Origin of the sequence: Nitratireductor sp. CH_MIT9313-5, assembly GCF_037029545.1 — a bacterium.
Classification (GTDB): Bacteria; Pseudomonadota; Alphaproteobacteria; order Rhizobiales; family Rhizobiaceae; genus Chelativorans.
This window is the reverse complement of the sequence record NZ_JAYMER010000014.1, coordinates 951,189-976,984: the sequence shown is the minus strand read 5'-3', so window position 1 is coordinate 976,984 and position 25,796 is coordinate 951,189. Positions and strand designations below refer to the sequence as shown.

24 protein-coding genes are annotated in these 25,796 nt (G+C 60.4%); 13 read left to right on the top strand and 11 right to left on the bottom strand.

Features of this window, described 5'->3' with window-relative positions; translation table 11 throughout:
• Window positions 1-3 precede the first annotated feature (3 nt).
• Window positions 4-1,101 (top strand): AbrB family transcriptional regulator, encoded by a 1,098-nt coding sequence (locus WA367_RS12295; protein WP_336057018.1) that lies wholly within the window; start codon window positions 4-6, stop codon window positions 1,099-1,101.
• Window positions 1,102-1,108: 7 nt separating this feature from the next.
• On the opposite strand, the gene WA367_RS12290 is transcribed toward WA367_RS12295, so the two are convergent.
• Window positions 1,109-1,522 (bottom strand): YciI family protein, encoded by a 414-nt coding sequence (locus WA367_RS12290; protein WP_336057017.1) that lies wholly within the window; start codon window positions 1,520-1,522, stop codon window positions 1,109-1,111.
• Between the two features lie 398 nt (window positions 1,523-1,920).
• Here WA367_RS12290 and leuA point away from each other — a divergent pair, with 398 nt between their 5' ends.
• The 4 genes from leuA to WA367_RS12270 all read left to right on the top strand — a co-directional run bounded on the left by leuA (window position 1,921) and on the right by WA367_RS12270 (window position 5,590).
• Window positions 1,921-3,633, top strand: a complete 1,713-nt coding sequence (leuA, locus tag WA367_RS12285) for a 2-isopropylmalate synthase (protein WP_336057016.1) — start codon at window positions 1,921-1,923, stop codon at window positions 3,631-3,633.
• On the top strand, window positions 3,630-4,388 hold the full coding sequence (locus WA367_RS12280) for an alpha/beta fold hydrolase (RefSeq protein WP_336057015.1): 759 nt from the start codon (window positions 3,630-3,632) through the stop codon (window positions 4,386-4,388). Before leuA ends, WA367_RS12280 begins: the two co-directional genes overlap by 4 nt.
• A 120-nt stretch (window positions 4,389-4,508) precedes the next feature.
• Window positions 4,509-5,120: a hypothetical protein gene (locus tag WA367_RS12275; RefSeq protein ID WP_336057014.1), complete on the top strand. Its 612-nt coding sequence runs from the start codon at window positions 4,509-4,511 to the stop codon at window positions 5,118-5,120.
• A 209-nt stretch (window positions 5,121-5,329) separates the two neighbouring features.
• Entirely contained in the window at window positions 5,330-5,590 is a 261-nt protein-coding gene (locus tag WA367_RS12270; protein WP_336057013.1) for a hypothetical protein, read from the top strand.
• A 25-nt stretch (window positions 5,591-5,615) separates the two neighbouring features.
• On the opposite strand, the gene WA367_RS12265 is transcribed toward WA367_RS12270, so the two are convergent.
• Window positions 5,616-6,518, bottom strand: a complete 903-nt coding sequence (locus WA367_RS12265) for a metallophosphoesterase family protein (protein ID WP_336057012.1) — start codon at window positions 6,516-6,518, stop codon at window positions 5,616-5,618.
• Window positions 6,519-6,588: 70 nt separating this feature from the next.
• Between WA367_RS12265 and WA367_RS12260 the strand changes: the two genes are divergently transcribed.
• Window positions 6,589-7,047, top strand: a complete 459-nt coding sequence (locus WA367_RS12260) for an NUDIX domain-containing protein (protein ID WP_336057011.1) — start codon at window positions 6,589-6,591, stop codon at window positions 7,045-7,047.
• 2 nt (window positions 7,048-7,049) lie between these two features.
• Here the strand turns inward: WA367_RS12260 and WA367_RS12255 are convergent, their stop codons facing one another.
• Window positions 7,050-8,039 (bottom strand): glutathione S-transferase family protein, encoded by a 990-nt coding sequence (locus WA367_RS12255; protein WP_336057010.1) that lies wholly within the window; start codon window positions 8,037-8,039, stop codon window positions 7,050-7,052.
• Between the two features lie 283 nt (window positions 8,040-8,322).
• Here WA367_RS12255 and WA367_RS12250 point away from each other — a divergent pair, with 283 nt between their 5' ends.
• Window positions 8,323-8,883, top strand: a complete 561-nt coding sequence (locus WA367_RS12250) for a GNAT family N-acetyltransferase (RefSeq protein ID WP_336057009.1) — start codon at window positions 8,323-8,325, stop codon at window positions 8,881-8,883.
• 18 nt (window positions 8,884-8,901) lie between these two features.
• On the opposite strand, the gene WA367_RS12245 is transcribed toward WA367_RS12250, so the two are convergent.
• The 4 genes from WA367_RS12245 to WA367_RS12230 are packed head-to-tail and all read right to left on the bottom strand — an operon-like array spanning window position 8,902 to window position 15,741.
• The gene (locus WA367_RS12245; RefSeq protein ID WP_336057008.1) at window positions 8,902-10,971 is read right to left on the bottom strand and encodes a hypothetical protein; all 2,070 of its coding nucleotides are present in this window, start codon (window positions 10,969-10,971) and stop codon (window positions 8,902-8,904) included.
• Between the two features lie 8 nt (window positions 10,972-10,979).
• Window positions 10,980-13,808 (bottom strand): DUF4159 domain-containing protein, encoded by a 2,829-nt coding sequence (locus tag WA367_RS12240; RefSeq protein ID WP_336057007.1) that lies wholly within the window; start codon window positions 13,806-13,808, stop codon window positions 10,980-10,982.
• Complete coding sequence (locus WA367_RS12235) at window positions 13,805-14,710, bottom strand: DUF58 domain-containing protein (RefSeq protein ID WP_336057006.1); 906 nt, start codon at window positions 14,708-14,710, stop codon at window positions 13,805-13,807. Before WA367_RS12235 ends, WA367_RS12240 begins: the two co-directional genes overlap by 4 nt.
• 17 nt (window positions 14,711-14,727) lie before the next feature.
• Window positions 14,728-15,741: an AAA family ATPase gene (locus WA367_RS12230; RefSeq protein ID WP_336057005.1), complete on the bottom strand. Its 1,014-nt coding sequence runs from the start codon at window positions 15,739-15,741 to the stop codon at window positions 14,728-14,730.
• A 138-nt stretch (window positions 15,742-15,879) separates the two neighbouring features.
• Between WA367_RS12230 and WA367_RS12225 the strand changes: the two genes are divergently transcribed.
• The 3 genes from WA367_RS12225 to WA367_RS12215 are packed head-to-tail and all read left to right on the top strand — an operon-like array spanning window position 15,880 to window position 18,421.
• On the top strand, window positions 15,880-16,530 hold the full coding sequence (locus WA367_RS12225; RefSeq protein WP_336057125.1) for a DUF1285 domain-containing protein: 651 nt from the start codon (window positions 15,880-15,882) through the stop codon (window positions 16,528-16,530).
• Window positions 16,527-17,159 (top strand): CoA pyrophosphatase, encoded by a 633-nt coding sequence (locus WA367_RS12220; RefSeq protein ID WP_336057004.1) that lies wholly within the window; start codon window positions 16,527-16,529, stop codon window positions 17,157-17,159. The genes WA367_RS12225 and WA367_RS12220 overlap by 4 nt, the downstream gene beginning before the upstream one ends.
• Window positions 17,156-18,421 carry a CCA tRNA nucleotidyltransferase gene (locus WA367_RS12215; RefSeq protein WP_336057003.1) on the top strand — a complete coding sequence of 422 codons (1,266 nt, stop codon included), beginning with the start codon at window positions 17,156-17,158 and terminating at the stop codon, window positions 18,419-18,421. The genes WA367_RS12220 and WA367_RS12215 overlap by 4 nt, the downstream gene beginning before the upstream one ends.
• A 38-nt stretch (window positions 18,422-18,459) precedes the next feature.
• Here WA367_RS12215 and WA367_RS12210 read toward each other — a convergent pair whose 3' ends face one another.
• The 4 genes from WA367_RS12210 to WA367_RS12195 all read right to left on the bottom strand — a co-directional run bounded on the left by WA367_RS12210 (window position 18,460) and on the right by WA367_RS12195 (window position 22,854).
• Window positions 18,460-18,645, bottom strand: coding sequence for a DUF1059 domain-containing protein (locus tag WA367_RS12210; RefSeq protein WP_336057124.1), 186 nt, complete (start codon window positions 18,643-18,645; stop codon window positions 18,460-18,462).
• Window positions 18,646-18,802: 157 nt separating this feature from the next.
• Window positions 18,803-20,707, bottom strand: a complete 1,905-nt coding sequence (locus tag WA367_RS12205; protein ID WP_336057002.1) for an ABC transporter ATP-binding protein — start codon at window positions 20,705-20,707, stop codon at window positions 18,803-18,805.
• Window positions 20,704-22,551 (bottom strand): ABC transporter ATP-binding protein, encoded by a 1,848-nt coding sequence (locus WA367_RS12200; protein WP_336057001.1) that lies wholly within the window; start codon window positions 22,549-22,551, stop codon window positions 20,704-20,706. The genes WA367_RS12205 and WA367_RS12200 overlap by 4 nt, the downstream gene beginning before the upstream one ends.
• Before the next feature lie 54 nt (window positions 22,552-22,605).
• Window positions 22,606-22,854: a hypothetical protein gene (locus tag WA367_RS12195; protein ID WP_336057000.1), complete on the bottom strand. Its 249-nt coding sequence runs from the start codon at window positions 22,852-22,854 to the stop codon at window positions 22,606-22,608.
• A gap of 296 nt (window positions 22,855-23,150) precedes the next feature.
• Here WA367_RS12195 and WA367_RS12190 point away from each other — a divergent pair, with 296 nt between their 5' ends.
• The 3 genes from WA367_RS12190 to WA367_RS12180 all read left to right on the top strand — a co-directional run bounded on the left by WA367_RS12190 (window position 23,151) and on the right by WA367_RS12180 (window position 25,699).
• Window positions 23,151-23,612, top strand: coding sequence for a tRNA (cytidine(34)-2'-O)-methyltransferase (locus WA367_RS12190; RefSeq protein ID WP_336056999.1), 462 nt, complete (start codon window positions 23,151-23,153; stop codon window positions 23,610-23,612).
• 501 nt (window positions 23,613-24,113) lie between these two features.
• Window positions 24,114-24,986, top strand: a complete 873-nt coding sequence (locus WA367_RS12185; RefSeq protein ID WP_336056998.1) for a hypothetical protein — start codon at window positions 24,114-24,116, stop codon at window positions 24,984-24,986.
• Between the two features lie 116 nt (window positions 24,987-25,102).
• Window positions 25,103-25,699: a hypothetical protein gene (locus WA367_RS12180; RefSeq protein ID WP_336056997.1), complete on the top strand. Its 597-nt coding sequence runs from the start codon at window positions 25,103-25,105 to the stop codon at window positions 25,697-25,699.
• Window positions 25,700-25,796 lie beyond the last annotated feature (97 nt).

Below are 25,796 nucleotides of genomic sequence, written 5' to 3'. Positions count from 1 at the left end.
AGCATGAGCGGTGAGGTGGAAGCTGTCGAGGAGGAGAAGAGCGGCTATTTTGCCGGCCGTTCCCGTCTTCTCCAGTGGACCGCACTCGTCCTCCTGAGCCTGCTTCTGTCTGGTGCCATGATTTTCTGGAACCTGCCGGCCGCGCTTCTCATCGGGCCGATGCTGGCAGCCATTGCACTCGGCGGCTGGGGTGGCACGATAAGCCTGCCGCAACCCGCTTTCGGCCTGGCTCAAAGCATGGTCGGGCTCCTGATCGGCAGTTCTCTGAAAATGGAAGTTCTGGCTTCCTTTGCCGATCTGTGGCCGATCCTCGCCCTTGCCGTCATTGCCACCGTCAGCGCCAGCAGCTTCCTTGGCTGGCTGATCAGCCGCCTGAAAATCCTTCCCGGTTCAACTGCCGTATGGGGTTCGGCGCCCGGTGCAGCCACGGCGATGGTTTTGATGGCGGGCGCTTTCGGAGCCGATCAGCGGCTCGTCGCCTTCATGCAATATCTGCGGGTGATCTTCGTCAGTGTCGGTGCGGCACTCATTGCGCGCATATGGGTGGACTTTTCAGACGAAGGGGCGCCGCTTGCCAGCTACTTTCCTGAAGTTGACGCATTGGCACTGCTGATCGCGGTGATGATCGGACTGGCAGGTGCGGCATTGGGCAAACTGGTGCGTCTTCCTGCCCCCTATTTCCTTGGCGCATTTCTTGCCGGTGCCATCGCGCATGTGGGCTTCGGCCTGCCGGTTGAACTGCCGCCATGGCTGCTTGGCATCTGCTTCACGGCCATCGGCTGGAGCATCGGCCTGAAATTCGACCGGGCGCTCCTCATCGTGGCGTTGAAGGCCCTGCCGCAGATCGTCATATCCATCCTGGCGCTGATGGCATTTTGCGGCGGCATCGCCTGGTTTCTGCATTGGGAGTGGGGCATTGATCCGCTCACCGCCTATCTCGCCACCAGCCCCGGCGGCATGGATACGGTGGCGGTCATCGCTGCAGCCTCGCCTGACGTGAACATCTCGCTGATCATGGCCGTGCAGCTTGCACGTTTTCTGTTCGTGCTGCTGCTCGGCCCCGCCATCAGCCGCGTGGTGGCGGGGACGGTGAAAGCTTGAGCAGCGCTCAGTTCCTGCCCAACTCCAGCCCGCCGGCCTTTTCCACCACATCCTGGACTTCAGGCGAGTAGTCATCCATCTCCTGAATGCGGCGGATCTCGATGGTCTCGTTGGGGGAGCCGGGGCAGCGCTTGGCCCATTCGATGGCCTCCTCGCGCGACTTCACCTCGATGATCCAGTAGCCGCCGATCACCTCCTTTGCCTCGGCAAAGGGTCCGTCGGTGACAACCGGAGAGCCGCTGGCAAAGGAAACCCGTGCGCCCGTCGATGGCGGATGCAGGCCGTTCAGTTCACGCAGGACGCCAGCCTCTTCCAGTTCCTTGTTGTAGGCCATCATGGCCTCGACCGCCTTGGGGTCGAGCTCGATTTCGGGGCCTGCATTCTCGTATCCGGCGGGTATCATCAACATCATGAAACGCATGGGGTAATCCTCCTGGGAAAGATATGTCAGCCCCAAGGACGAAGCTGCATTGCCATGTCCGACATGACCAGTGAAATTTTCAACATTGCGTCGGCAGGGCAGGTCGGGGTTGAAGTGACTTGCGCCTTTGCGCGCGCTCGGCTATCAAGCTGGCCATGTCCAGGAAAGAACGCCAGAAAATCTCAAGCCCCGTCGCCTTTTTGGGCGCGACGGCGCGTGCGTTCAATTCCAGCCTCCTTCTACTCGGCCTTATCGGCGATCGCCGGGTCCGCTGAAGGGGCGCCTGGCGATCGAAATCGCCGCGCCTGGTACAGCTCCTTCTGCCTCAAAATCCGTATGCAAGCCTTGACAGGCGGCAGCTCGCATTGAACGAAATAGCGGCCCGCCGGGAGTAGAAAATGGACGCCAAGACCAACAGCCAGATCGCCAATGCCGGACCGAAGGGCATGGGCGACGCAGCCGTGAAATATCAGCCATATCCGCAGGTCGACATTCCTGACCGAACCTGGCCCTCCAAGCGCATCGAAGAAGCGCCGATCTGGTGCTCGGTAGATCTTCGCGACGGCAACCAGGCACTGATCGACCCGATGGGACAGGAGCGCAAGGCGCGCATGTTCCAGTTGCTGCTCGATATGGGTTTCAAGGAAATCGAAATCGGCTTTCCCTCCGCCTCGCAGACGGATTTCGATTTTGCGCGCTGGTGTATCGAGCAGGGGGGCGTGCCGGATGACGTATCGCTCCAGGTCCTGGTACAGTGCCGGCCGGAACTGATTACGCGCACTTTCGAGGCGCTGGAGGGGGCGAAGAGCCCAATCGTCCACTTCTACAATTCCACCAGCGAATTGCAGCGTCGCGTTGTCTTTGGCAAAGATGTCGCGGGCATCAAGCAGATCGCGACCGATGCGGCCAAGATGATCACCGACATGGCCGCCAAGGCGGGTGGTGGCTATCGCTTCGAGTATTCGCCGGAAAGCTTTACCGGCACCGAGCTGGAAGTGGCGCTTGAGATCTGCAATGCGGTCATCGAGATCATGCAGCCGACGCTTGACAACAAGCTCATCATCAATCTGCCGTCCACGGTGGAGATGTCCACGCCGAACATCTATGCCGACCAGATCGAATGGATGTGCCGCAATCTGGACAATCGCGAAAACCTGATCATTTCGCTGCATCCGCACAATGACCGTGGCACCGGCATTGCCGCTACCGAGCTGGGCCTGATGGCGGGTGCGGACCGTGTCGAAGGCACCTTGTTTGGCAATGGCGAGCGCACCGGCAATGTGGATGTGGTGACGCTGGCGCTCAACATGTACACGCAGGGCGTCGATCCGATGCTGGACTGCCGTGACATCAATCGCATGAAGGATGTCTACGAGTACTGCAACCAGCTCGTCATCCCCGAGCGCCACCCTTATGTGGGCGAACTGGTCTATACCGCCTTCTCCGGCTCGCATCAGGACGCGATCAACAAGGGCATGAAGGCCATCAAGGCGGCGAACAAGCCGCTTTGGGAAGTGCCTTACCTGCCGATTGATCCGCAGGATGTCGGTCGCTCCTATGAGGCGATCATCCGCATCAATTCGCAGTCGGGCAAGGGCGGCATCGCCTATGTGTTGCAGGCTGATTACGGCTTGAACCTGCCACGCAATCTGCAGGTGGAGTTCCGCGAGGACATTCAGGACATCACCGACCGCGAAGGCAAGGAACTGCCGGCGGCACGCATCCATGAGCGTTTCCAGGAGCTTTATGTCGAGCAGCCCGGCGCGCGGCTGAAATTCGTCGATCACCAGACCTTCCCCGACGCTTCCACCAAGGGCCGGCGCGTAGTGGAAGCCACTATTACGGATGGTGGTGAAGAGAAGACGATCACCGGCTCGGGTACGGGCCCGGTCGATGGCTTCATCGATGCGCTTTCCAAGCATATCGGCGTGGAGATGAGCGTGCTGAACTATTCCGAACATTCGCTCCAGCAGGGTTCGAATGCGGCAGCAGTCTGCTACATGGAAGTGGAGCATCCCGGCGGCAAACTGTTCGGTGTGGGCATCAACCACAATATCGTGACGGCTTCGCTGGAGGCCGTGGTATCCGCAGCAAACAGGATCCTTTCGTGACGACAGGCCTCTTCGTCGAAGACAGCGGCGAGGGGGCCGTCCCCCTCGTACTCCTTCATGGGTTTGGCGGCAGCCATCTGGACTGGCGCGAGGTGCAGCAGGCGCTGGGCGAGTTCGTCCGCTGCCTTTCCTATGACCTGCCGGGCCATGGCGGCTCTCTTGACTATCCGGATGCAGGGCCGGCGGCCACCGCGGCGCGCGCGGTGCTCGATGATCTGGAAGCACGCGGCATCAGCCGCGTTCATGTCGCAGGCCACTCCTTCGGGGGCGCGGTGGCCGTTCTCATGGCGTTGACGAAGCCCGAAAGCGTCGCCTCGCTCACTCTGTTGGCGCCGGGTGGCTTCGGAGACGAAATCAATTCCGCGCTTCTGGCAGAATTCGCCGCTGCCGATGATGAAGCCGCGCTTGCCCGTTGTCTGCGCCTGATGGCCGGTTTCGAAGCGATCGTGCCCGAGGAACTGGTGGAAGCATCGGCAAGTCTGCGGCAGAAGCCTGGGCAGGTGGAGAAGCTGCGCGAGATCGCGTCTGTTCTCGCAAAGGACGGCAAGCAGGGCCGTCTGCCGCCGCACAAGCTTGCAGGTCTCGACCTGCCGGTGCGCGTTGTGTGGGGAGATCTCGATACGGTCCTGCCCGTGCGTCAACTCGAAAACGTGCCGCCGCATTTTGCGGTCCATCGCTACCGCACGCTCGGCCACATGCTCCCGCATGAAGCTCCGGCCGAAATGGCGCGCATCCTGCGCTACAGCATGGGTTGAGACGTTAGGTCTCGCTTCAATCGGGTTCTGGAGTGGACGAATCCGGAACAAAGCAAGGTGCTTTCGGCGTTTAGGCATGTTAACAATGGGTTAACCAATGCCTTTGGCTGGAGAACTGTAATGAGTGAAGCCGAGCAGAATGCACCACGCGACAATGTGCGCCGCTTGTCCGATGCCATACGCGAAATGAAGAACGCCGCAGCCGATCGTGAGGATGTCGTGGTCGACATGCGCGAGGCCAGCCGCACCCGGCTCGAACTGCTCGCACAGGAACTCCAGCCGGTTTTCGCGGAAGTGCCTGAGGATGTGCCGCTGTTTGATTTCTCCATTTCCAATGGAGAGAATCCGCGTCTGTGGATCGATGCGGTGGCCCATGTGACCATGGGACGCGACAGGCGCACCTACCGTTTTCTGCGCGATACGCGTATGGGACGTGTGGTTCTGGCGGAATCAAGCCATGCAGGTGAGGTTGCCGACAAGGTCACCCGTTACATCGCCGAGCGCATGGTGGAACGTGAGCGCATGATCGAAGGTGAAGTGGAAGACCTGCCGCGGCACATGGCTGACGGAGAGACGAAGGAACAGATGGCGGCGCGCCACTTGCACTCAAGGAAGAGCCGCAGGCGCGGTCTTTTCACCGGCTTCCTGCTGGTGCTTCTGGGCGGTATTACGGGGGCTGCGGTGATGGGCTATGTCCTGTCGGAACAGGTCCCGGGGCTCTCGCTTTTCTGATCTGTTTTCCATTTCAGGTTGTTGTTTGTAGTTTAACTGGTACACCGAATAACCCATATATTTTGAGTTTTTTCGCTCCTACAGGTGATTTAGCCTGAAAATTGGGGGCTCCGGCGCGTTGGTGATGCTTTTTTAACGGCAGCGCCGGCAATGTAAAATACCCGCAAGGGTTGTTTTATTGATGAAGTTCATTTCGAGAGTTTTTTATTATGAAAGCCCTGAGCATTCTGTCCGCGCTTTTTATGGTTTGCGGTATCGTCCTTGTTTATTGCAGCACCTTTCTCGACCTGATCACGATCCGTGCTGACGGCAGTATTGATGACCGTCTGACGGTGTTCCTCTTCTCGGTTGGATTGAACATGTTCGCGCTTGGCGCTCTGGGGGCGTTGGCTGTTGTCTGTTCACAGATGAAGGTGATCGCGCAGGCGGAACCAGTCACCAATGCAGCACAGGCACGTCGAGACGGTTGAGACAGATCGTCTGCCGATAGGTCAGTCAGGCGATGACCTGCGAATAAAGCTCGGCCACGGCTTCGCCCTTTCCGGTTGCGCCGCGCCGGCTATGGCGGATGCTCCAGTTACCCGCTTCACCATCGATCTCGAAGAGATTGTAGTGAGCAGGGGGCTTGGAGCCGCCATGGGCCTGGCCTGCGGCAGCCACCCCGACCACCGGCACATTTGCGCCTTCCGGTCCCTCGATATGGTGCACGGTCGGCAAATGTGTGTGGCCGTGCAGCACGAGTTCCGCGCCCACCTTGCGGATCATCTTTTGAAACCGTCTGATGCCATATAGGCGTTTGTGCGCGCCCGTTGCACCGCGGATCGGCGGGTGGTGGATCATGACCACGCGGAACAGACCCTTCTTGCCGGCTTCCTCCAGAAGACGCCGTGTGGCCTTGGCCTGCTTCTTCGTGAAATAACCGCTGGCAAGAAAGGGCGCGGTCGCGCGTGCGGAGGACACGCCCACAAGAGCAATTGGCCCGCGTTCACGCACAAAGGGGAAGGCGTGCCGATCCTTCGGCGGCCTCTTGCCGTCACCTGCCATATAGGAGCCCCAGGCCTTCACCGCCTTGTCGAGAGCGCCTGGCACATAGGCGTCGTGATTGCCGGGAACGACCGTCACGTTTTCGGGTGATGAAAGACCTTCCAGCCACAGCTTCGCCGCCTCGATTTCCTTGTCGAGTGCGAGGTTCACCAGATCACCCGTCAGCGCCACGTGATCAGGCTCCTGTGCCAGCATGTCGTCGGTGATGCGGTCTATGATGCCGTGGTCGAGATTGAGCCTGCGGTTTCGCCGCCAGTTGATGTAACCGGTCACCCGCTTGGACGCGAGTTGGCGGAAGGTGACGTCGGGCAGTGGACCCAGATGAATGTCGGAAAAATGAGCAAGCTTGAACATTGCATTGGGTGTAGTGCACTGGGATGCTGCTTTCCAGTCCATAGCATAAACACATCCCCTTCGGAGCCACATGCAGAAGCTCAAGATCCGCCTGTTTCACCTCTGGTTCCTGCTTGCGCGTCCGATGACGCTGGGCGTGCGCGGGATCGTTCATGACCGCGAGAGGAACGCGGTGCTTCTGGTGCGCCATACCTATGTCTCGGGCTGGCACCTGCCGGGCGGTGGGGTCGAAATTGGTGAGCCCATGGAAAAAGCATTGGCGCGCGAGCTTGAGGAGGAGGGGCGTGTACGGTTCACGACCCGACCGAGGCTTTGCTCCTTGCATTTCAACCGGCAGGCCAGCAGGCGCGATCACGTGGCGGTTTATCTCGTGCAGGAATTTACGGTTGATGGCACCCATCCAGGCGACAGCGAAATTGCCGAGGCGCGCTTCTTCCCGCTGGATCAGCTTCCGGGAGAGCTGAGCGAGGCAACACGGCGTCGCCTCGCGGAGGTGTTTGAAGGGGCGGAGGTCTCGCCCTACTGGTAGGATCAGGCCGCCTGCTTCTGGCGATCCCGGTCATGTGGGGCATCAAGATACAGTTCGGGGCCCTTTGGGATGACGCCGGTCGGATTGATCGTGTCGTGGCTGCCGTAATAATGCGCCTTGATGTGGTGCATGTTCACGGTCTCAGCCACACCATCGACCTGGTAGAGTTCGCGCAGATAGTTCGACAGGTTCGGATAGTCGGCAATGCGGCGCAGATTGCATTTGAAGTGGCCGACATAAACCGCGTCGAAGCGCACCAGTGTGGTGAACAGGCGCCAATCGGCCTCGGTCAGCTTGTCGCCTGCTAGATAGCGCTGGCGTGACAGGCGGTCTTCGACCTGGTCCAGCGCGTCAAACAGCGCATCGAAAGCTTCCTCATAGGCTTCCTGGGTGGTCGCGAAGCCGGCCTTGTAGACGCCGTTGTTGATGTTGTCATAGACAAGCGCATTGATGTCCTCGATCTCCTTACGCAGTTCCTGCGGGTAGAAGTCGAGTGACGCGTCGCCGAACTCGTCAAAGGCGGTATTGAGCATGCGGATGATTTCCGCGGACTCATTGGAGACGATCGTCTCGGTCTTCTTGTCCCAGAGCACCGGCACCGTCACGCGGCCGGAATAGTTAGGGTCAGCCTTGGTGTAGATCTGGTGGAGATAGTCGAAGCCGTAGAGGTCATCACCCGTCGCGCCATCTTCCTTTAGGAAGGTCCAGCCGTTCTCGCCCATGAAATGATGGACGACCGAGACCGAGATCACGTCTTCCAGCTTCTTAAGCTTGCGGAAGATCAGCGTGCGGTGCGCCCAGGGGCAGGCCAGCGAGACGTAAAGGTGATAGCGACCGGCTTCTGCCTTGAAGCCGCGTTCGCGTCCTTCTGCGGGCGTGCCGTCCGGTGTCACGAAATCGCGGAATTGCGACTTGGAACGCTGAAAGCGCCCCCCTGTCTTTGAGGTGTCATACCACTTGTCTTGCCACTTGCCGTCTACGAGCAGGCCCATCGGAAATCTCCTTATGTATTACCCTCAAGTTAGTGTCAGGCCTGCATAATCCAAGCAGTGCCGCTGTGAACGCATCGTTCAGCCGATGCGCGGCTGGTGACAATTTCAAGTGGACTGCTTCTTCTTTTGGTGCTAGCGGATTTCACCGAATTTTTCAGGAGCGGTTTCGACCATGGTCTTTTGGCGGGTGGAGCGACGACGACAGGTGTAAAGGCGCCGGCAGGCGCAGGCTGGCACATGCCCGGTCGCAACTCCTGTTCTCTCCACTGAAAGACCACCTCCCATGTCACACCACGACATCGCATATCTGCCTGAAACACCGGCGCATGACGCCGAGATCGAACTTATCAATGAAGAAGCCTTCGGTCCGGGTCGTTTTGCCAAGGCCGCCTACAAGATCCGCGAAGGTGGCGGACATGATCGCGCGCTTTCCCATGTCGCAGTCGTCGACGGTCAGGTGATCGCCTCGGTCCGCCTGACACCGATCGCGGCAGGCGAGGGGGAGGCGCTGTTGCTCGGGCCACTTGCCGTGAGACCGGCCTTCAAGAATATGGGCATCGGGCGCAAGCTTGTGGCAATCGCTCTGGAGACCGCGCGCGAAGCGGGTGCGGGCGTGGTGCTTCTGGTCGGCGACCAGCCCTATTACGGCCCCCTTGGCTTCGAGATTGTACCTCACGGCCAGATCCGCATGCCGCGTCCGGTCGATGCGCGCCGGCTTCTTGCTGCGGAGCTGGTGCCGGGGGCTCTTGCCAAGCTTCAAGGCGATGTTCTGCACGCTTCACTGGTGAAAAGGCGCGAGAGCGCGTTGGCAGCGGTTCGCGTGAAAAAGGCGCAGCGAGGCTGAGAAGGTGCAGGAGCGGCGTTACCGCCCCTCGCGCCACCATGTGCTGCCCAGCGCCATCAGAAGCAGGGCGAGGCCGAAGAAACCGGCGAACAGCGGTACGCGACGCACGGATTTGAGCACGCTGTCATTCGTCGTCTTCAGGCCCAGCCAGTCGCGACCTGACGCATTCGAGATCGAGTTGCGCACGGGCACGATATTTGGCAGCGAGAGGCCCGAAAGCCCGCCTTCGATGCGACGCACGCTACCCCCGCTGGCGTCCGCAACGGGGCGCAGAACCTCTTCAGTCGAGACCGTGTCGGCAAATTCCGGCGCATTGACCGGCCCGACATGGGCAAGTGCGTTGAGATCGCCGTTCTGGATCTCGTAGAGGCCGATCTCGTCCGTCTCCAACTGGCCTTCGAAGAGGCCCGGTCCGGTCTGGCCCAGCGTGATTTCCCGTGTTTCACCCGTCGGTGTGGTGATGACAGCCGGTGGGGCCGCGTCTTCCATGGTCTGGCGGCGGATCTCCAGCACCATGCCGCGGCCGTCGGCGGTCAGACGTTCCTCTTCGAGTTCGGGTTCCTGCATAAGCCAGTGCGCGATCCGCCTGTAGAGCGCGACATGTGGCCCGCCCCCCTCGAAACCACGTGCCCAAAGCCAGCCCTGATCGGAAAGGAACATGCCCACACGGCCTTCTCCGCGACGGTCGAGGACGAGCAGGGGCCGTCCGTCCGGTCCTTCCATGACCGATTGTCCGTCCACATCATCGACACCGATAATGCGGAACCACCGGCTCCAGCGTGGCGGCTCACTGGCGGACCCTTCCAGCCCGCGGGTGACCGGATGGCGCTGGCCTGTCTCGCTCAGGCGCGGATGAAAGCCCTCTTCGATCACCTCGCCGCTGGGCAGGGCGGGCAGTGCTCCAATCAGCGGTGTGCGCGCAACCGACTCTTCGCCGGAAAACTCCGGCCCGGCGGCAATCAGCAGCGCTCCGCCATTCTCCACATATTCCGCGATATAGTCGTAATAGAGGATCGGCAGCACGTCGCGGTGCTGGTAGCGGTCGAAGATGATCAGATCAAAGTCATCGATCTTCTCCACGAAGAGCTCGCGGGTGGGGAAGGCGATCAGCGACAGCTCGTTGATGGGCGTTCCATCCTGCTTTTCGGGCGGACGCAGGATGGTGAAATGCACGAGATCCACGGAGGCATCCGACTTCAACAGATTGCGCCAGGTGCGCTCGCCCGAATGCGGTTCTCCGGAGACGAGAAGCACGCGCAGATTTTCGCGAATGCCGTCCACCAGCGCCACGGCGCGATTATTTGCGTCCGTCAGTTCGTCGGGTTCGGGAGCGATGGAAAGCTGGATGATGTTGCGGCCAGCGCGCGGGATCGTCACCTCCAACGGCATTTCCTGACCGATATTGGCCTGCTCGATGGATGCCAGCTCGCCATTGACGAAGATTTCCACCTCAACGGGGCCGGTCTCCTCGTTGCTGGAAAGCACGCGATAGGTCATCTCCAGCGGCTTGTCGACGATGCCGAAACGCGGCGCGCGTTCAAAGCGGATGCGACGGTCCTTTTCGTCCTCCTCGCCGGTGATGAGGGCGTGAAGCGGTCCGGAAAGCCCGCTGGCGTTTTCCGGCACGTCATGCACCTGACCGTCGGTAATCATGATGGAGCCGGCGACACGTGAGGGCGGTACATCGCGCAGCAGGCCTTCCAGCGCTTCGAAGGCGCGCGTTTCGGTGCGTTCCTCGGCATTGCTGTTGGAGGTCTCGGCCACCCTGAGTTCGAATTGACCGAAACGGGAGAGGCGCTCCTTCAATCCCTCCAGGGCCGCGCGTGCGGTCTCGGCGCGATTGCCGATCTCCTGGCTCTGGCTTTCATCCAGCACGACGGCAACGACACTTGAAAGCGGCTCGCGCTCCTCGTCCAGGAGTACGGGGTTGAAGAGGGCGAGCGCGAGCGCGCCAAGGGCTGCCAGACGAAATAGCGAACCGCGCTGGCCGACGAGCAGCCCGGCTCCCACGATCAGCAGAAGCGGCACAAGCACGATTGCAAGGAGCGTGATTGAAAAGAGGGGCTCGAAGCTGATGGAAAGGTTCATCGCGCCACCTATTGCCCAAGCCGTTCAAGCAGAACCGGCACGTGCACCTGGTCGGCCTTGTAGTTGCCGGTGAGCATATACATCATGATGTTGACGCCGGTTCTCAGCGCATAGGTGCGCTGCAGCGGGTCGGATGGCACGGTCGGCAGAAGGGCTTCGCCATTTTCGTCGATGGCCCAGGCTCCGGCCAGATCATTGCCCGTGATCATGATGGGCGAGACCCCGTCGCCGGTGCGCACCGGGCGGTCGCTGCGCTCGGCTCCACCGGCAGCCGCTTCCACCCAGAGCGGGCTTCCGCGGTAACGGCCCGGAAACTCGTTCAAGATGTAGAAGGATTTCGACAGCACGTGGTCTTCAGGCACCGGCTCAAGCGGCGGGACGTTCAGCGATGAGAGTATGTCGCGCAGGCGCTGGGTCTGCGGGCTTACAGAGCCTTGACCGCTAAAGTCGGTGGAATATTGGTCCCGTGTATCGAACAGGACCGTCCCGCCTTCCTGCATATAGGCGTCGATGCGAGCAATCGCCTCTTCCGACGGCATGGGCGCGTCAGCCTCGATGGGCCAGTAGATCAGCGGATAGAAGGAGAGCTCGTCTTCGGCGATATTCACGGCTGCGGGTTCGCCGGGTTCCAGAGCCGTCTTGTCCAGAAGAAAACGGTTCAGGCCGCGGATGCCCGCGCGGCTGATGGCGTCGGTCGATGCCACGCCGGTCTGAACATAGGCAATACGTGTTTTCGAGATCGCCTCAATGGCTGCCGCATCATCGGGGTTCGCTGCCTGCGCAAAGGCGCTGTCCGGGGCCATAAGCCCGGCGACAAGTGTCAGGGCTGCAAGAACAGGGACGGCTGCACCGGCCTTGCGCGCGGAGAAGCGGCGGGCATTCAGCTTTCCGCCCATCCACAGTACAGCCAGCGTGTCCAGGGCCAGAAGCAGAAGGGCGGCAATCAGGAGCGGGCCTTTCATATCCAACGAACTGTCTTCGGCATAATCCAGTGCCGTTACCGCAACTGGGCTTTGCGGTCGCTCCAGCGGAACAAGCCGGTCATCGGCCTTGAAGAGATTATGCGCCAGAACGCCTTCCTCGCCGCCATAAAGCCCCGGCGGGTGCTGCAGATTGACCGCTACATTGTTGGTGGCGGGAAGAGGTTCTGCCTGTGGCCCGGGAGGAACGAGCGCGCCGCTGGCGGAGATCATGCGATAGGGTGCCAGTCGCTGACCCGTTTCCTCACCCTCACGGGTGGCCGCACCCTGGTTGCGTGAGAACTGCACGATGCGCCGCAGCATCTCCACAAAGCTGCCGGAGATCGGAAGATTGGACCATGTCGCTTCTGGGGTGACATGGAAAAGCACCACGCGACCATCACCACGTTCGGCACCGGTAACAAGCGGTGTGCCGTCAGCGAGGTTTGCCCAGGTGCGCTCGACAATATCGGGGGAGGGCTGCGCCAGAACCTGCCTGCGCACCACCACGTCGCGGGGGGGTGTCAGATCCGAGAAGGGGCCGGAGGCGGGATATTCCGACACCGGTTGCGGTTCCGACCATGAGAGTGCTCCGCCAAGGGAGCGTTCGCCCACCCGTAATGTCACGGGCAGCAGGGTTTCGTCATTTTCGGCGGCTGCAAGGCGCGGTCCAGCAAAACGCACCAGCGTTCCACCGCCATTCACCCATTCCACCAACGCGTCGCGTGCACTTTCAGGCAGCGTGCCGACATCGGCCATGATGATGGCTGCCGGTTTCTGCTCGATAAGCTCGGGTATCGCCTTGGTCAGTTCCGGTGCGGAAGGCTCGAGCAGATCGGCATAAGGGGCCAGTGCGCGACGGATGTAATAGAGCGGCGAGAGGAGCGGCTGCGCGCGGTCGCCTTCATTCTGCGACAAAAGTCCGATCCTGCGGCGGCGTGCATTCTCGTCAAGCACGCGTAAAGCTCCGGCGTGGTTTTCGCCCTCGATGGCCAGTGTCGCGAAATCGTTGCGCAACTCGAAGGGCAGGCGCATCTCGCCCGACGCCGTTTCCTCGCCTGGGCCAAAGGTGATCGCGGTTTCCGCGATACGCCGGCCTTTCTCGTCGCTTGCATAGGCAATGACCTGCCGCGGCGCGCCATCATCGCCCGAGCGCGCGAGATCGACGCGAAAACTGTCCGGCTGGTTGTCGGCTGCAGTCATAACCACCGCATTCAGGCGTTGGGGTTCGATCCACAGAAGATCGGCGAGCGGGGCAGAAAGAAGTTCGGCGAATGCGCTGCCGTCGCTCTCGCTGCCTAATCCGTCGGCGAGAATGGCAAGCGAAGCTCCCGGCGCGTCATCCAGTGCTTCCTTGAGGCGCGTGAAGCCGCTCATCCGATCGACGGGGACGGGACGGGGTTCGGCGGCGTTCAGTCGGTCACGCGCTGTTGCCGCATTGAACGGACCGATATCCTGCGAGGCAAGCTCTGCGGCCAGGAGCAGATAGATCGGCAGATCGTTGTCTGCCGCATCTGCCACAAGCCGCTCGGCCGTATCCAGTCGCCGCTCCCAATCCGCCGCAGAGGCCCATCCATTGTCGAGCACGATGGCCAGCGCATTGCCCGAGACCGCAATCTTCTCACGCGGATTGAAGACGGGGCCGGCAAGCGCGAAAATCAGGAGAGCCGCCAGCATCAGCCGCAACAGGGTCAGCCACCACGGGCTTTTGTGCGGTGTTTCTTCCCGCTTCAGCACATTTGCCAGGATGCGCAGCGGCGGAAAGGTTTCGCTCTGCGGGCGCGGGGGTGTCAGCCGCAGAAGCCACCAGATCGCCGGCAGCGCAATCAGGCCCCACAGAACCATTGGTGTCGCGAAGGTCAGGCCGAGGAAATTCATGCGCCAAAGCCCGCATCGACGGATAGCGCCATATGCACCGCAACGAGAGCTTCCGACGCGAGCCGGTCGGTGTGGTTGACAGTGTAGCTCCAGCCGATCTTCTTGCACCAGCGCGAAAGCGTGTCGCGGCGTGCGGCATAGAGGTTGCGGTAGTCTTCGGCCAGTGTTTCCGCACGGCCTGCAGTCAGCTTCGCGCCGGACTCGGGATCACGGAACTCGGTGCGGCCGGTATAGGGGAATGTCTCTTCCGCCGGGTCAGCCACCTCGATCAGATGGGCGCGAGCCCCGGTACGCGCCAGCACGTCGAGCCGGCGCATGGTTTCTTCGGGCGTATCGAGAAAATCACTGACAAGAACGACATCGGAGAAGCGTTTGACGGTTCCGAGATCCGGAAATTCGTCTTCCTCAGATGCATGAACGAGATGATGCGCCAGGCGCTCTGCACCATTGCGGGCCGAGAAAGGATCCGTCAGGCCCGGCCAGGCAATGCGCTCGCCGCTGCGTGACAGCAATTCGGCAAGTGACAATGCCAGAACCAACGCGCGGCTTTCCTTGGAAACACTTGCCGTCTTCGACTGGAAGCGCATGGAGGGCGAGCGGTCGGCCCACAGCCACACCGTATGGGCGGCCTCCCATTCGCGGTCGCGCACATAAAGATGCTCGTCGCGGGCAGACCGGCGCCAGTCGATGCGGGAAACGGCTTCGCCTTCGGTATAGGGGCGGAACTGCCAGAAATTCTCGCCAATTCCGCGGCGGCGGCGGCCATGCCAGCCGGCAATCACATTGTTCGCCACGCGCCTTGCATCCACCAGCAGATCCGGCACAAGCGAAGCACGCATGCGGGCGCGAGCCAGCGCATCCTGTGTTTCTGCCGGTTCTGCAATCTGGCCGATGGGCGCCATCAAATGCCTTTCAAACCTCAGATTGCCTGCGCGAGACGGGCAATCACGTCGCGCACGCTCATGCCTTCGGCACGGGCGGCGAATGTCAGTGCCATGCGGTGCTGAAGCACGGGCTCTGCCAATGCGCGCACATCGTCCACGGACGGCGCGAGACGGCCATCATACAGTGCACGTGCACGCGCGCACAGTGTCAGTGCCTGGCTTGCACGCGGACCGGGACCCCAGGCGACATGGCGGTCGGTCTCGGGATGGCCAAGGCCGGGACGGGCGGAGCGCACGAGGGCCAGAATAGCCTCGACCACGCTTTCAGGCACCGGCATCCGGCGCACCAGAGCCTGGATCTCCATCAGGCGCTCGGGCGTGAGCACGTTTTCAGCCTTCGCGTCTTCGGTGCCGGTCGTCTCCAGAAGGATACGGCGCTCGGCCTCAAGCTCCGGATAGAGAATGTCGACCTGCATCAGGAAGCGATCAAGCTGCGCTTCGGGCAGGGGATAGGTGCCTTCCTGCTCCAGCGGGTTCTGGGTGGCAAGCACGTGGAAGGGCTTCGGCAGGTCATGGCGGTGGCCCGCGACCGTCACGTGATATTCCTGCATGGACTGCAAAAGGGCCGACTGGGTGCGCGGGCTTGCGCGGTTGATCTCGTCAGCCATCAGAAGCTGGCTGAAGATGGGGCCGGGCAGAAAGCGAAAACCGCGCTTGCCACTGTCATCCTGCTCCATCACTTCGGAGCCCAGAATGTCTGACGGCATCAGGTCGGGGGTGAACTGGATGCGGCGGGAGTCGAGGCCCAGCACCACGCCCAGCGTCTCGACCAGCTTTGTCTTGGCCAGGCCCGGCACGCCGACCAGCAGCGCGTGTCCGCCGGCAAGCAATGCGACCAATGTGCGTTCGACAACAGCTTCCTGACCGAAAATGATACGGCCCACGCCATCGCGGGCGCGCGCAATGTCCTCGAGCGCCTTTTCGGCCTCGGCAACCATCTGCTTCGGATCCACTCCGGTGGCTGCATCCTCGCGTGCGATAATGCTCATATGGGTGTCCCTTCCCTTCGACCGGTGGTGCATCCCGTGCAATAGTCAGAATGCGGGAATCGCAGCTTGCGACAGTGCTTGGAGCTTAAATTACTCCATAAGGCTGACAATCCTAAGAACAGTGACTATTTCGTGACCATGCACAGGCAAAGCGACGACAATAAGAGCAGCAGTGACAGCCTTCGCGAAGCGGGTGACGCTGGCGCGCTTGAAGCCATGATCTCGCGGGCAGCGCGTGCTGGCAAGGGTGCTGCACCGGTTGACAAGTGGAACCCCGATTTCTGCGGCGATCTCGACATGCGCATCGCTGCCGATGGCACCTGGTTCTATATGGGCACGCCCATTGGACGCGCCGCGCTGGTGCAGCTCTTTTCCTCCGTTCTGCGCAAGGACGAGGATGGCAGGACATATCTCGTCACGCCGGTGGAAAAGGTTGGTATCACTGTCGAAGACGCGCATTTCATTGCCGTGGAGATGACGGTTACCGGCCAGGGCGACACGCAGATACTCACCTTCCGCACCAATGTTGGCGACGTGGTCGAGGCGGGAGAAGACCATCCACTGCGTTTCGAGGATGAGCCGGCAACCGGCGGGGTGAAGCCCTATCTTCTGGTGCGTGGACGGCTTGAGGCTCTGCTTTCGCGGGCGCTTCTTTATCAACTCGTTGATCTGGGCGAGACGATAAGGATCGATGGCGTGGACATGTTTGCCGTGCGTTCGAAGGGCACGGTCTTTCCGATCATGCCGGTCGAGAAACTGGAGGCGCTGGCCGCAGCGGATGACGAATGAGCATGCTCGACGAGCGCTATTCCGCCATGGAATTTCGTCGGCGGGCGAGCGCTCAGGATCCGGATTGGCATCCTGACGACTATGGCGATCATCGCCTCAATCCGGAACTCAAGCCGATGATCCTGCGCGATCGCCTGCATGATGCTGCGGTACTCGTGCCCGTGGTCGATCACGGGCCAGAGGCGAGCGTCATTCTTACGCAGCGAACGCAGAAGCTTCGCGCCCATTCCGGCCAGGTGGCCTTTCCAGGTGGGCGCATCGATCCGGAAGATGCCTCGCCCGAAGATGCCGCGCTGCGGGAGGCGGAAGAGGAAATCGGACTGGAGCCTTCTCGGGTCGAGATCGTGGGCCGGATGCCAGACTATGTCACGGGCAGCGGCTACCGCATCCGCCCTGTTCTGGGCGTGGTGCAGCCGGGCTTTGAACTGAGGCTCAATCCGGACGAGGTCGATGCGGCATTCGAGGTGCCGCTGTCCTTTCTGATGGAGCCTCAGAACCACCGACGTGAAAGCCGCATCTGGCAAAGCCGGGAGCGGTTCTACTACACCATGCCCTATGGCGAACGCTTCATCTGGGGTGTTACCGCCGGCATTCTTCGCACGCTTTACGAAAGGCTTTATGCCCGATGACGAAAACGACGATCGCTGACGCTGCCTGGCTTTCCGACAAGCGGCTGCAGGCGCTGCTTGCCGCGCTCAACGAGGGCGGGGAGGAAGCACGGATTGCAGGCGGGGCCGTGCGAAATGCGCTTATGGGCCAGGACGTCACCGATATCGACATCGCCACGACGACCATTCCTAACGAGACGATCAGGAGGGCCGAGGCCGCAGGCTTCAAGGCCATTCCCACCGGGTATGAACATGGCACCGTCACGGTGGTTTCCGACGGAAAACCCTTTGAAGTCACGACCCTGCGCGCCGATGTCGAAACCAATGGTCGCCACGCGGTGGTTGCCTTCGGGCGCGACTGGCAGGCCGATGCAAACCGACGGGATTTCACGATCAACGCGCTTTATGCTGATGCGAAAGGCAAGGTTTACGATCTCGTCGGCGGGCTGAAGGACCTGGAAGACCGCAATCTGCGCTTCATCGGCGAGGCGGAAGAGCGCATCCGCGAGGATTACTTGCGTATCCTGCGCTTTTTCCGGTTTTTCGCCTGGTACGGGGCAGGGCGGCCGGATGCGCAAGGGTTGAAGGCCTGCGCGCGATTGAAGGATGGTTTGGGCGGTCTGTCGGTCGAGAGGGTCTGGATGGAGCTCAAAAAGCTCCTGTCCGCGCCTGACCCTCATCGTGCAATTCTCTGGATGCGCCAGACCGGCGTCCTCACCGCCATCCTGCCGGAATCGGAGAAGTGGGGCATCGACAGCATGGTGCCGCTGGTGGAAACGGAAAAGGCGCTTGGCTGGGAGCCGGACGCGCTCCTGCGTCTTGCCGCCATTCTTCCGCCTTATCCTCCAAAGATCGAGGAACTGGCCAAACGCCTGCGCCTGTCGCGCGCGGAGACGGCAACCCTGGTCGAGTGGGCCGAAGCGCCGCAGCCAAGTCACGAAACAAGCGAAAAGACCTTGCGCCAGCAGCTTTACCAGCATCCCGCACAGGCCATGAAAATGCGCCTGCGTCTGGCGCTTGTCGCCACGCGTCAGCGGGCAATGCAGGATGCAGAGATATTGAGGGAAAGCGCCAGCCTCCAGCGCCAGCTTGAGTTGGTGGATAGCTATCAGCGCCCCGTCTTTCCGCTCAAGGGTGAGGACCTGCTTCAACTCGGCATGAAGCCGGGCAAGGCTGTGGGCGAACTTCTCGGCCAGCTTGAGAAGGAGTGGCAGGACAGCGATTTTTCGCTGTCACGGGACGCCCTGCTTGAGCGCGCAAAACAGAAAACCGGCGAGGCCTGAGGCTTCGCCGGTTTAAAACTCCTTACTTTCCGCGCGCTCTAGGCCGCGTTCTTCTTGGCAACGATGCGCGAGCGGATCGCCTCGATCATGCTCTCGCGGATGATCGTTTCACCATGTGCCTGGCGCAGATGCTCTGTTGCACGGCGGATGACTTCGGCTTCTTCGTCATGGCGTGTGTGCCAATCGCAGCCGGGTACAAGCGAACCGCAATGGAATTCCTTCATCACATAGTCCTCCATGTCTCGCGCCCGTCTTGATGCTCAAGCATTTGCCGCTCGCATCTGCTGCTTGAGTGCAGCAAATCACGGGCTTCGGATGGCGAATATAGCATAAAGCACAGCATTTTTGATCCTGCGCCGTTCACATTTCTCCCGTCGGTTGTCATTCGGCGGCCAATTGCTTCGGCAGAAAGCCACCCGATTGGCGCTTCCACAGATGCGCGTATAGCCCATCGGCCTCCACGAGAGCCGGGTGGCTGCCTTCCTCCACGATCTGCCCTTTCTCAAGCACGATGATCCGGTCGAGTGCTGCGATGGTCGACAACCGATGGGCAATGGCGATGACCGTCTTGCCCTCCATCAGGCTTTCCAGTTTCTCCTGGATGACGGCCTCGATCTCGGAATCAAGCGCCGATGTTGCCTCATCAAGGATGAGGATGGGCGCGTTTTTGAGCATCATGCGGGCAATGGCGAGCCTTTGACGCTGGCCGCCCGACAGCTTCACGCCGCGTTCGCCCACATGCGCATCATAGCCCGACCGGCCGCGCTGGTCGGTCACGCCCATGATGAAGTCGTGGGCGGATGCCTTCTTGGCCGCGGCGATGATCTCGTCCTCGCTCGCACCCGGCTTGCCATAGGCGATGTTGTCGCGGATGGAGCGGTGCATGAGCATCGGCTCCTGGCTGACCACGCCGAACTGTGCGCGTAGCGATGCCTGGGTCACGTCACGGATATCCTGGCCGTCGAGCAGGATCCGTCCGCCTTCCACGTCGAAGAGACGCAGGAGCAGGTTGACGATCGTTGTCTTGCCGGCGCCCGATGGGCCAACAAGCGCCACCCTCTCGCCGGGCCTGATGTCCAGGGTCAGATTTTCGATGACGCCTTGCTGTTCCGGATCGCCTTTCTTTCCGTAGGAAAAGCTCACCTCTTCGAAGCGGATATTGCCCTTGACCCGTGCCATTGTTGCAGCATCTGGCTTGTCGCGAATGGCAGGCTCGCGCGAGACAACTGTTGTCGCGTCCTGAACGGTTGCGAAATTGCGGATGAGGCCGTTGATGTTGAACATCACATAGCCCGACATCTGGTTGAGGCGGAAGACGAGGCCCATCGCGGCGGCGATTTCGCCGGTGGTGGCATTGCCATTCATCCAGCTTGTGACCGCCAGCGCGCCGACGCCGGCCATCATGAAGCCGTTCAGGATGGCAACCGCGGAGCGCACCCGCGTGATCGCGCGGGTGAGGCGGCGTACCGCGCCGAGGAAACTTGCCATTCCCTCGCGCACATATTCATGCTCGCGCCGTCCGCTGTCGAACAGTTTCACGGCCATGATATTGGTAAAGGCGTCGACCATACGGCCATTGAGCAGCGAGCGCTGATCGGCAGTCCTGCGACCCGCCTCGCGCAGGGGCGGGAGAAGATAGCGTGCCGTCAGCAGGTAAAGCGCGAACCACAGGGCCAGCACCACGCCCATCAACGGGTCGAGCACGGTCAGGATAGTGCCGGCCAGAACGAGGAATGTCAGGAAGCTCCACATGGTCTGCAGCGTGGAGACGATGAAGTCACCCGTCGCCTCGCCGCCCTGCATGACCTTGGTCTGGATGCGCCCGGCAAAGTCGTTCTGATAGAACTCGTAGGGCTGGTCGATCACGCGGCGAAAGGCCTGCCAGCGCACACGCTGATAGAAGGATGGAGCGATGACCTGCTCTTCCATCACCGTGTTGAAGATCATGATCGCCGCACGCACCACCAGCACCAGCATGAGCAGGCCCGCCAGCATAAGTCCGTGTTCGGCCAGAAGCCGCGACGGTTCGGTGCGGTCCAGCACGTCGATCAGCCAGCCGAGGCCCCAATAGAGCGCCGCATCGACAACACCCATCAGGCCACCGGCGATCAGCAATATGATGAAGGGCCACTTGGCCTGTGTGGCAAAGAACCAGATGAACTCCCGGGCGCTGGCCGGCAGCACTTCCCGGTCGGTATCGCCGAAGGGCTCGATCACGCCTTCGGCGCGTTGCCAAATGCCCTCCAGCGGTCCCTGCTTGCCCTCGTCCTGCGCCCGCTTCGTCATTCTGCGGCCTCCGCTTTCTCGATATCGATGAAGCCGCCGGACTGGCGCTGCCAGAGCGAGGCATAGATGCCGCCTTTGTCGATCAGCTCGTCGTGACTTCCTTCCTCCACGATGCGGCCCTGGTCCATGACCACGAGCCGGTCCATCGCCGCGATGGTGGAGAGGCGGTGGGCAATGGCAATCACGGTCTTTCCTTCCATCAGGCGGTAGAGATTTTCCTGGATGGCCGCTTCGGCCTCCGAATCCAGCGCCGATGTCGCCTCATCGAGAAGCAGGATCGGGGCGTCTTTCAGGATGACACGGGCGATCGCGATGCGCTGGCGCTGGCCGCCGGAAAGCTTCACGCCGCGCTCGCCGACATGCGCATCGAGCCCCTTGCGCCCCTTGATGTCGGAAAGTCCCTTGATGAACTCCAGCGCCTCGGCGCGCCGCGCGGCCTCCAGCACTTCTTCATCCGTGGCATCTGGGCGGCCATAGCGGATATTGTCGCGCACGGAGCGGTGCAGGAGCGATGTGTCCTGCGTGACCATGCCGATCTTCGCGCGCAGGCTGTCCTGCTTGACGGTGGAAATGTCGGTGCCGTCAATCAGCACGCGCCCGCCCTCAAGGTCGTAAAAGCGCAGGAGCAGGTTGACGAGCGTCGACTTGCCCGCGCCCGAACGCCCGACAATGCCGACCTTTTCGCCGGGCCTGATATTGAGCGTCAGATCCTCGATCACGCCGCCCGTCTTGCCGTAGTGGAAGCGGATGTTCTGAAACGAAATCGCACCCTTCGGCACTTCAAGCTCCGTTGCATCCGGCGCGTCATCCACCACACGCGGCAGCGAGATGGAGCCGATGCCGTCCTGCACCGTGCCGATATTCTCGAACAGCGCTGTCAGCTCCCACATGATCCATTGCGACATGTTCCAAAGCCGCAGAACGAGGCCCAGCACCACCGCCACCGCGCCAACGCTGACGGCACCTTGGATCCACAGCGTGATCGAGAGCGCGCCGGCCGACAGAAGGCAGGCAGCATTCAGCGTGTAGAGCGCGCCGTAAAGGCCGGTGACAAAGCGGAACTGGCGATAGACCGTCTGCAGAAAGCCGTTCATGCCCTCGCGGGCGAAACTCGCCTCGCGCTTGGCATGAGAGAACAGCTTCACCGTCTGGATATTGGTATAGGCATCGACGACGCGGCCCGTCATCAGCGAGCGCGCATCGGCCTGTTCTTCCGCCACTTGCCCAAGGCGCGGGATGAAATATCGCATCAGGAGGATATAGCCGATCAGCCACAGCACCAGCGGCGCGGCCAGCCGCCAGTCGGCGGAAGCGGCCAGCACGATCATGCCGAGGAAATAGACCGCGACATAGTTCATCACGTCGATGAGCTTGATGACGCATTCGCGCACGGCGAGTGCCGTCTGCATCAGCTTGGTGGCAATGCGGCCGGCAAATTCCTCCTGATAGAAGCTCATGGACTGCTTCAAGAGGTAGCGATGCACCTGCCAGCGAATGCGCATGGGATAATTGCCCATGAGCACCTGATGCGTGACCAGCCCCTGCAACATCACCGCACCGGGCAGCACGATGCCGACGACCAGCGCCATGCCAAGCAGCTTCGGCCATTCATTGGCAAGGAACGTCTCGCGGTCCTGCTCTGCCAGCCAGTCGACGATATTGCCGAGGAAGGAGAAAAGCCAAAGCTCCGCGATCGCGATGATGGCGATCAGGATCGCCGACATCACGATGAAGGGCCATGCGCCCTTGGTGAAATGCATGCAGAATGCGATGAAGGTGCGCGGCGGCTCTTCCGGTTCTTCCGTCGGGAAGGGGTTCAGCCGCTCTTCAAACCATCGAAACATGTTTCGTCCTCAAAATGGACAGGGGAGGCGGATGCCTCGCCCTGCCTGTATAGATTATCGGTGGCCCTTGCCGGGGATATAGGCCGCTTTCACACCTTGTCTGCCTCGGTTCGCCTTTCCCGCGGCAGTTTCTGCAGCGGGTTTCATGCCCTTTTGCGCAGATTGCGGGTAGGGCATGGCTGGCGTCTTGGCCAGCCGCCCAGCCAGCGCTCCTGACAGGCTTGTGTCAGAAGTGTTTGCCTGCGGCGCGAAAGCCGTGATGGCCGCGGGCGCGGTCAGAGGTGTTCTGGTCTTGGATGACATGATCGAATCCTGATTGTCCGGAATTGTTGTTCCGGCGGATCCGCTCGTGCGTCTTTTCGAATGTCAGTGAAAATGCGTGGAACGAAATCCGCCGTCAGGCAGCGCCCAAAATCCAGGGGCGTGCGCAGAACGGGATGGTCGGAAGAGCCTTGTCCATTTCTGCCTCCAGCGGTTTCAGTTCAACACGGATGGTCTTATAGACCCACAATTGCCCAAGCTCCAGCCATAGTCTGGCCAAGGCGCAAAACAACCTGACGCTGTGGCCCAATGGCTACAGGTTGCGAAAGTGACAGTTCATGAGTCTGCATATCGCCCTCTACCAGCCGGACATTCCCGGCAACACAGGCGCCATCCTGCGCCTTGCCGCCTGTCTCGGCATCACCGTTGACCTCATAGAGCCCGCCGGCTTCGACCTCTCCGACCGCTCGCTCAAACGCGCAGGCATGGACTACATCGCCAAGGCCGTCCTCACCCGCCATCCCTCATGGGAAGCCTTTTGCGAATGGCGCGAGGCCGAAAACCGCCGCCTCATCCTCTTCACCACAAAGGGTGCTGCCTCCTATTGCAATGTCGCCTACGAACAAAACGACGTGCTCCTGTTCGGCCGCGAATCCGCAGGCGTGCCCGAGCATGTGCACGAACAGGCCGACCAGCGCGTGACGATCCCCATGCAAGGCGAGGCAAGAAGCCTCAACCTGGCCATGTCGGCTGCAATGGGAGCAGGCGAAGCGCTGCGGCAGTTGGGGGTGATGGGGTAGGGAGTTTTGGTAATACGAGGTTCACGTGTGGGAATGTGGAGTGTACTGATCGCACTTTGCAATGATTGAATGGTGTGACGGAGCGCCCAGTTGCAGTAGTGTTCATTGTGGCAACAATCGACCCCAATACGGTCATTCGCGCTTGGCTTTGGGAATGACGGCTTGCGGCCCGGAGCAACTTCCAGGGGCGAAGCCGTGGTCCACCAGTTTGCGCCATCATCCAGGTCGTTCAGGAGCTGCCCGCTATTCCAAAAGCTACCGGCCGGAGTGGTGAGCTCTGAACATTAAATTCTAATGGAGAGCGACCGTTGTGTGCCTTCCACGGGGAATGGCTTTTAGCGGTACAAAATTGTAGTTCGCTCATTGTGGTCGTGTCTGCCGTGCTTCAGAAGCTGTCGCCGTCGACACTGCTGCGGGGTGATGCCTAGCAAAGCGTGCGCAGACGAGTACGCTCGCTATCGTTATGGTATAGCGAGACGGTGAGGTGGGAGGAAATTAGAGTTGTGGACGCGCATTATGATCTCTATCAGGCGCTGGCTAATTCAACCATTCGCGGAGCATTTCTATACTTTCGGGACAGCGATCAGCTGGTCCGCTCTTTCTAGCATTGGAAACTCGCGTATTGCACAGTTGACGATCATTATGCCGTTTGTCGGCTACCTCATCGTCTTCAACTCGACTCTATCGGGGTATTTTTCAACGATTCTGCCAGGCGCGTTCGTACAAGAACCAGGTGATATCTGGTCGTTCCTCTACTCTCGGAACTTATACTTCTTATATTTCGGCCTCCTGATTTTTGGCGGGGGAGTAGCTTTATTCAACGTCGTTGCGCCACCTCAGATACGGCGATTCCCAGCAGTGGAGAACTATATTGCCGCGATGGAGGCTATCAAAACTCCCAACTTGATCGTTGGGAGCTTCGAGAGCATCACCACCATGTATTTTGCCAGCCTTCACGGCGAAGAGCGGAGCCCGATGTTTGACAGCCGACGGATCGGCTTTCCGACCGATGTGAGCGGAAACTTGCATCGATTTATCGAAACTCTCTTTCTGGCGACTAAGTTCTCGGATGAGAATTTAGAACCGGCCGGTGACGGCCTCGGCGGCAGCTTTTGGACTGGATCAGGGTATCTTATGACTGACGAAGTTTTGGACGTCGCCTATTCTGGACGCCGGGCTGAGCGCGTCCTTCATAAAGCACTGCTAAATGAAGCTGTTGCTCGGCCGAAAGACGTCTTTTACCTCGAGCACCGCGCGCTTGACTATCGTTACCCCGCGGCTCGAATCATCATTTCGATGTTCTACGCGATTGGGTCAATTTTGCTGATTTTCCCCTCTATCGTCACGAGCATCATCATACTGGAATTCTGGTAGCTTTGATGCGCCTCGTGGCCACGCCGAGCGAAGCATAGGCGGTCATTTTGTCCTAACTGCACCAGTCGCCGGAGCGAAGTCGTTGCGAAAATATAACGTTTTGGGGAGCGTATGGGGTGAGCGAAATGGCAGCTGCAATAGGGTTTTCAAAAGATTGGCCTGCAAGTGTCGAGGACGGCAACGAGATGGATGTGGCGGGTTTGTTCACCTGGGCACGTGCGTACTTCAGCGCTGCTGAACTCTTGCACTTCTCAGAGAATAACAATCATCATGCACCGTTCTACTGTGGTCCAGTCATGCAGAACGTTGGCTTGGCGACTGAGCTCACTTTTAAGACAATGCTTCGTGGTTGCCGAAAATCCATGCATGAGATCAGAAAGTACAGCCACAATACATACAAATTGTACTGTGACTCTCGGGGGTGCTTCGACGAAGTAAAATTCATCAACTTGCATATGGCGAATACAAGTCATCTTTCTTTATCTGAAGAGGTTCGGCGTAGATACGAGTTGCTGGGCGAAGAGGGTGCTGATACCCGATGGCGAGTCTACTTCGATCATCTACGACTTCTGGATAGTGTTTACGACCGGCCATATCGCAGCCGCTACGTCACTCCTGGCGAGATGATTCTTCCTGAGACAGAAATCGTGCTTATCGGGACTAAGATCCTACTGAACGCTATGGGCGAGCGCCTCGAACGGGAATGTCCGTGAGGCTCATCATGAGGGTCATAGTGACGGCGAACCGAGTATGGGTAAGGATTAACCAAGTGCGGTCGTGACCGCGGCCTGCAAATAGCCCTCATCCTGA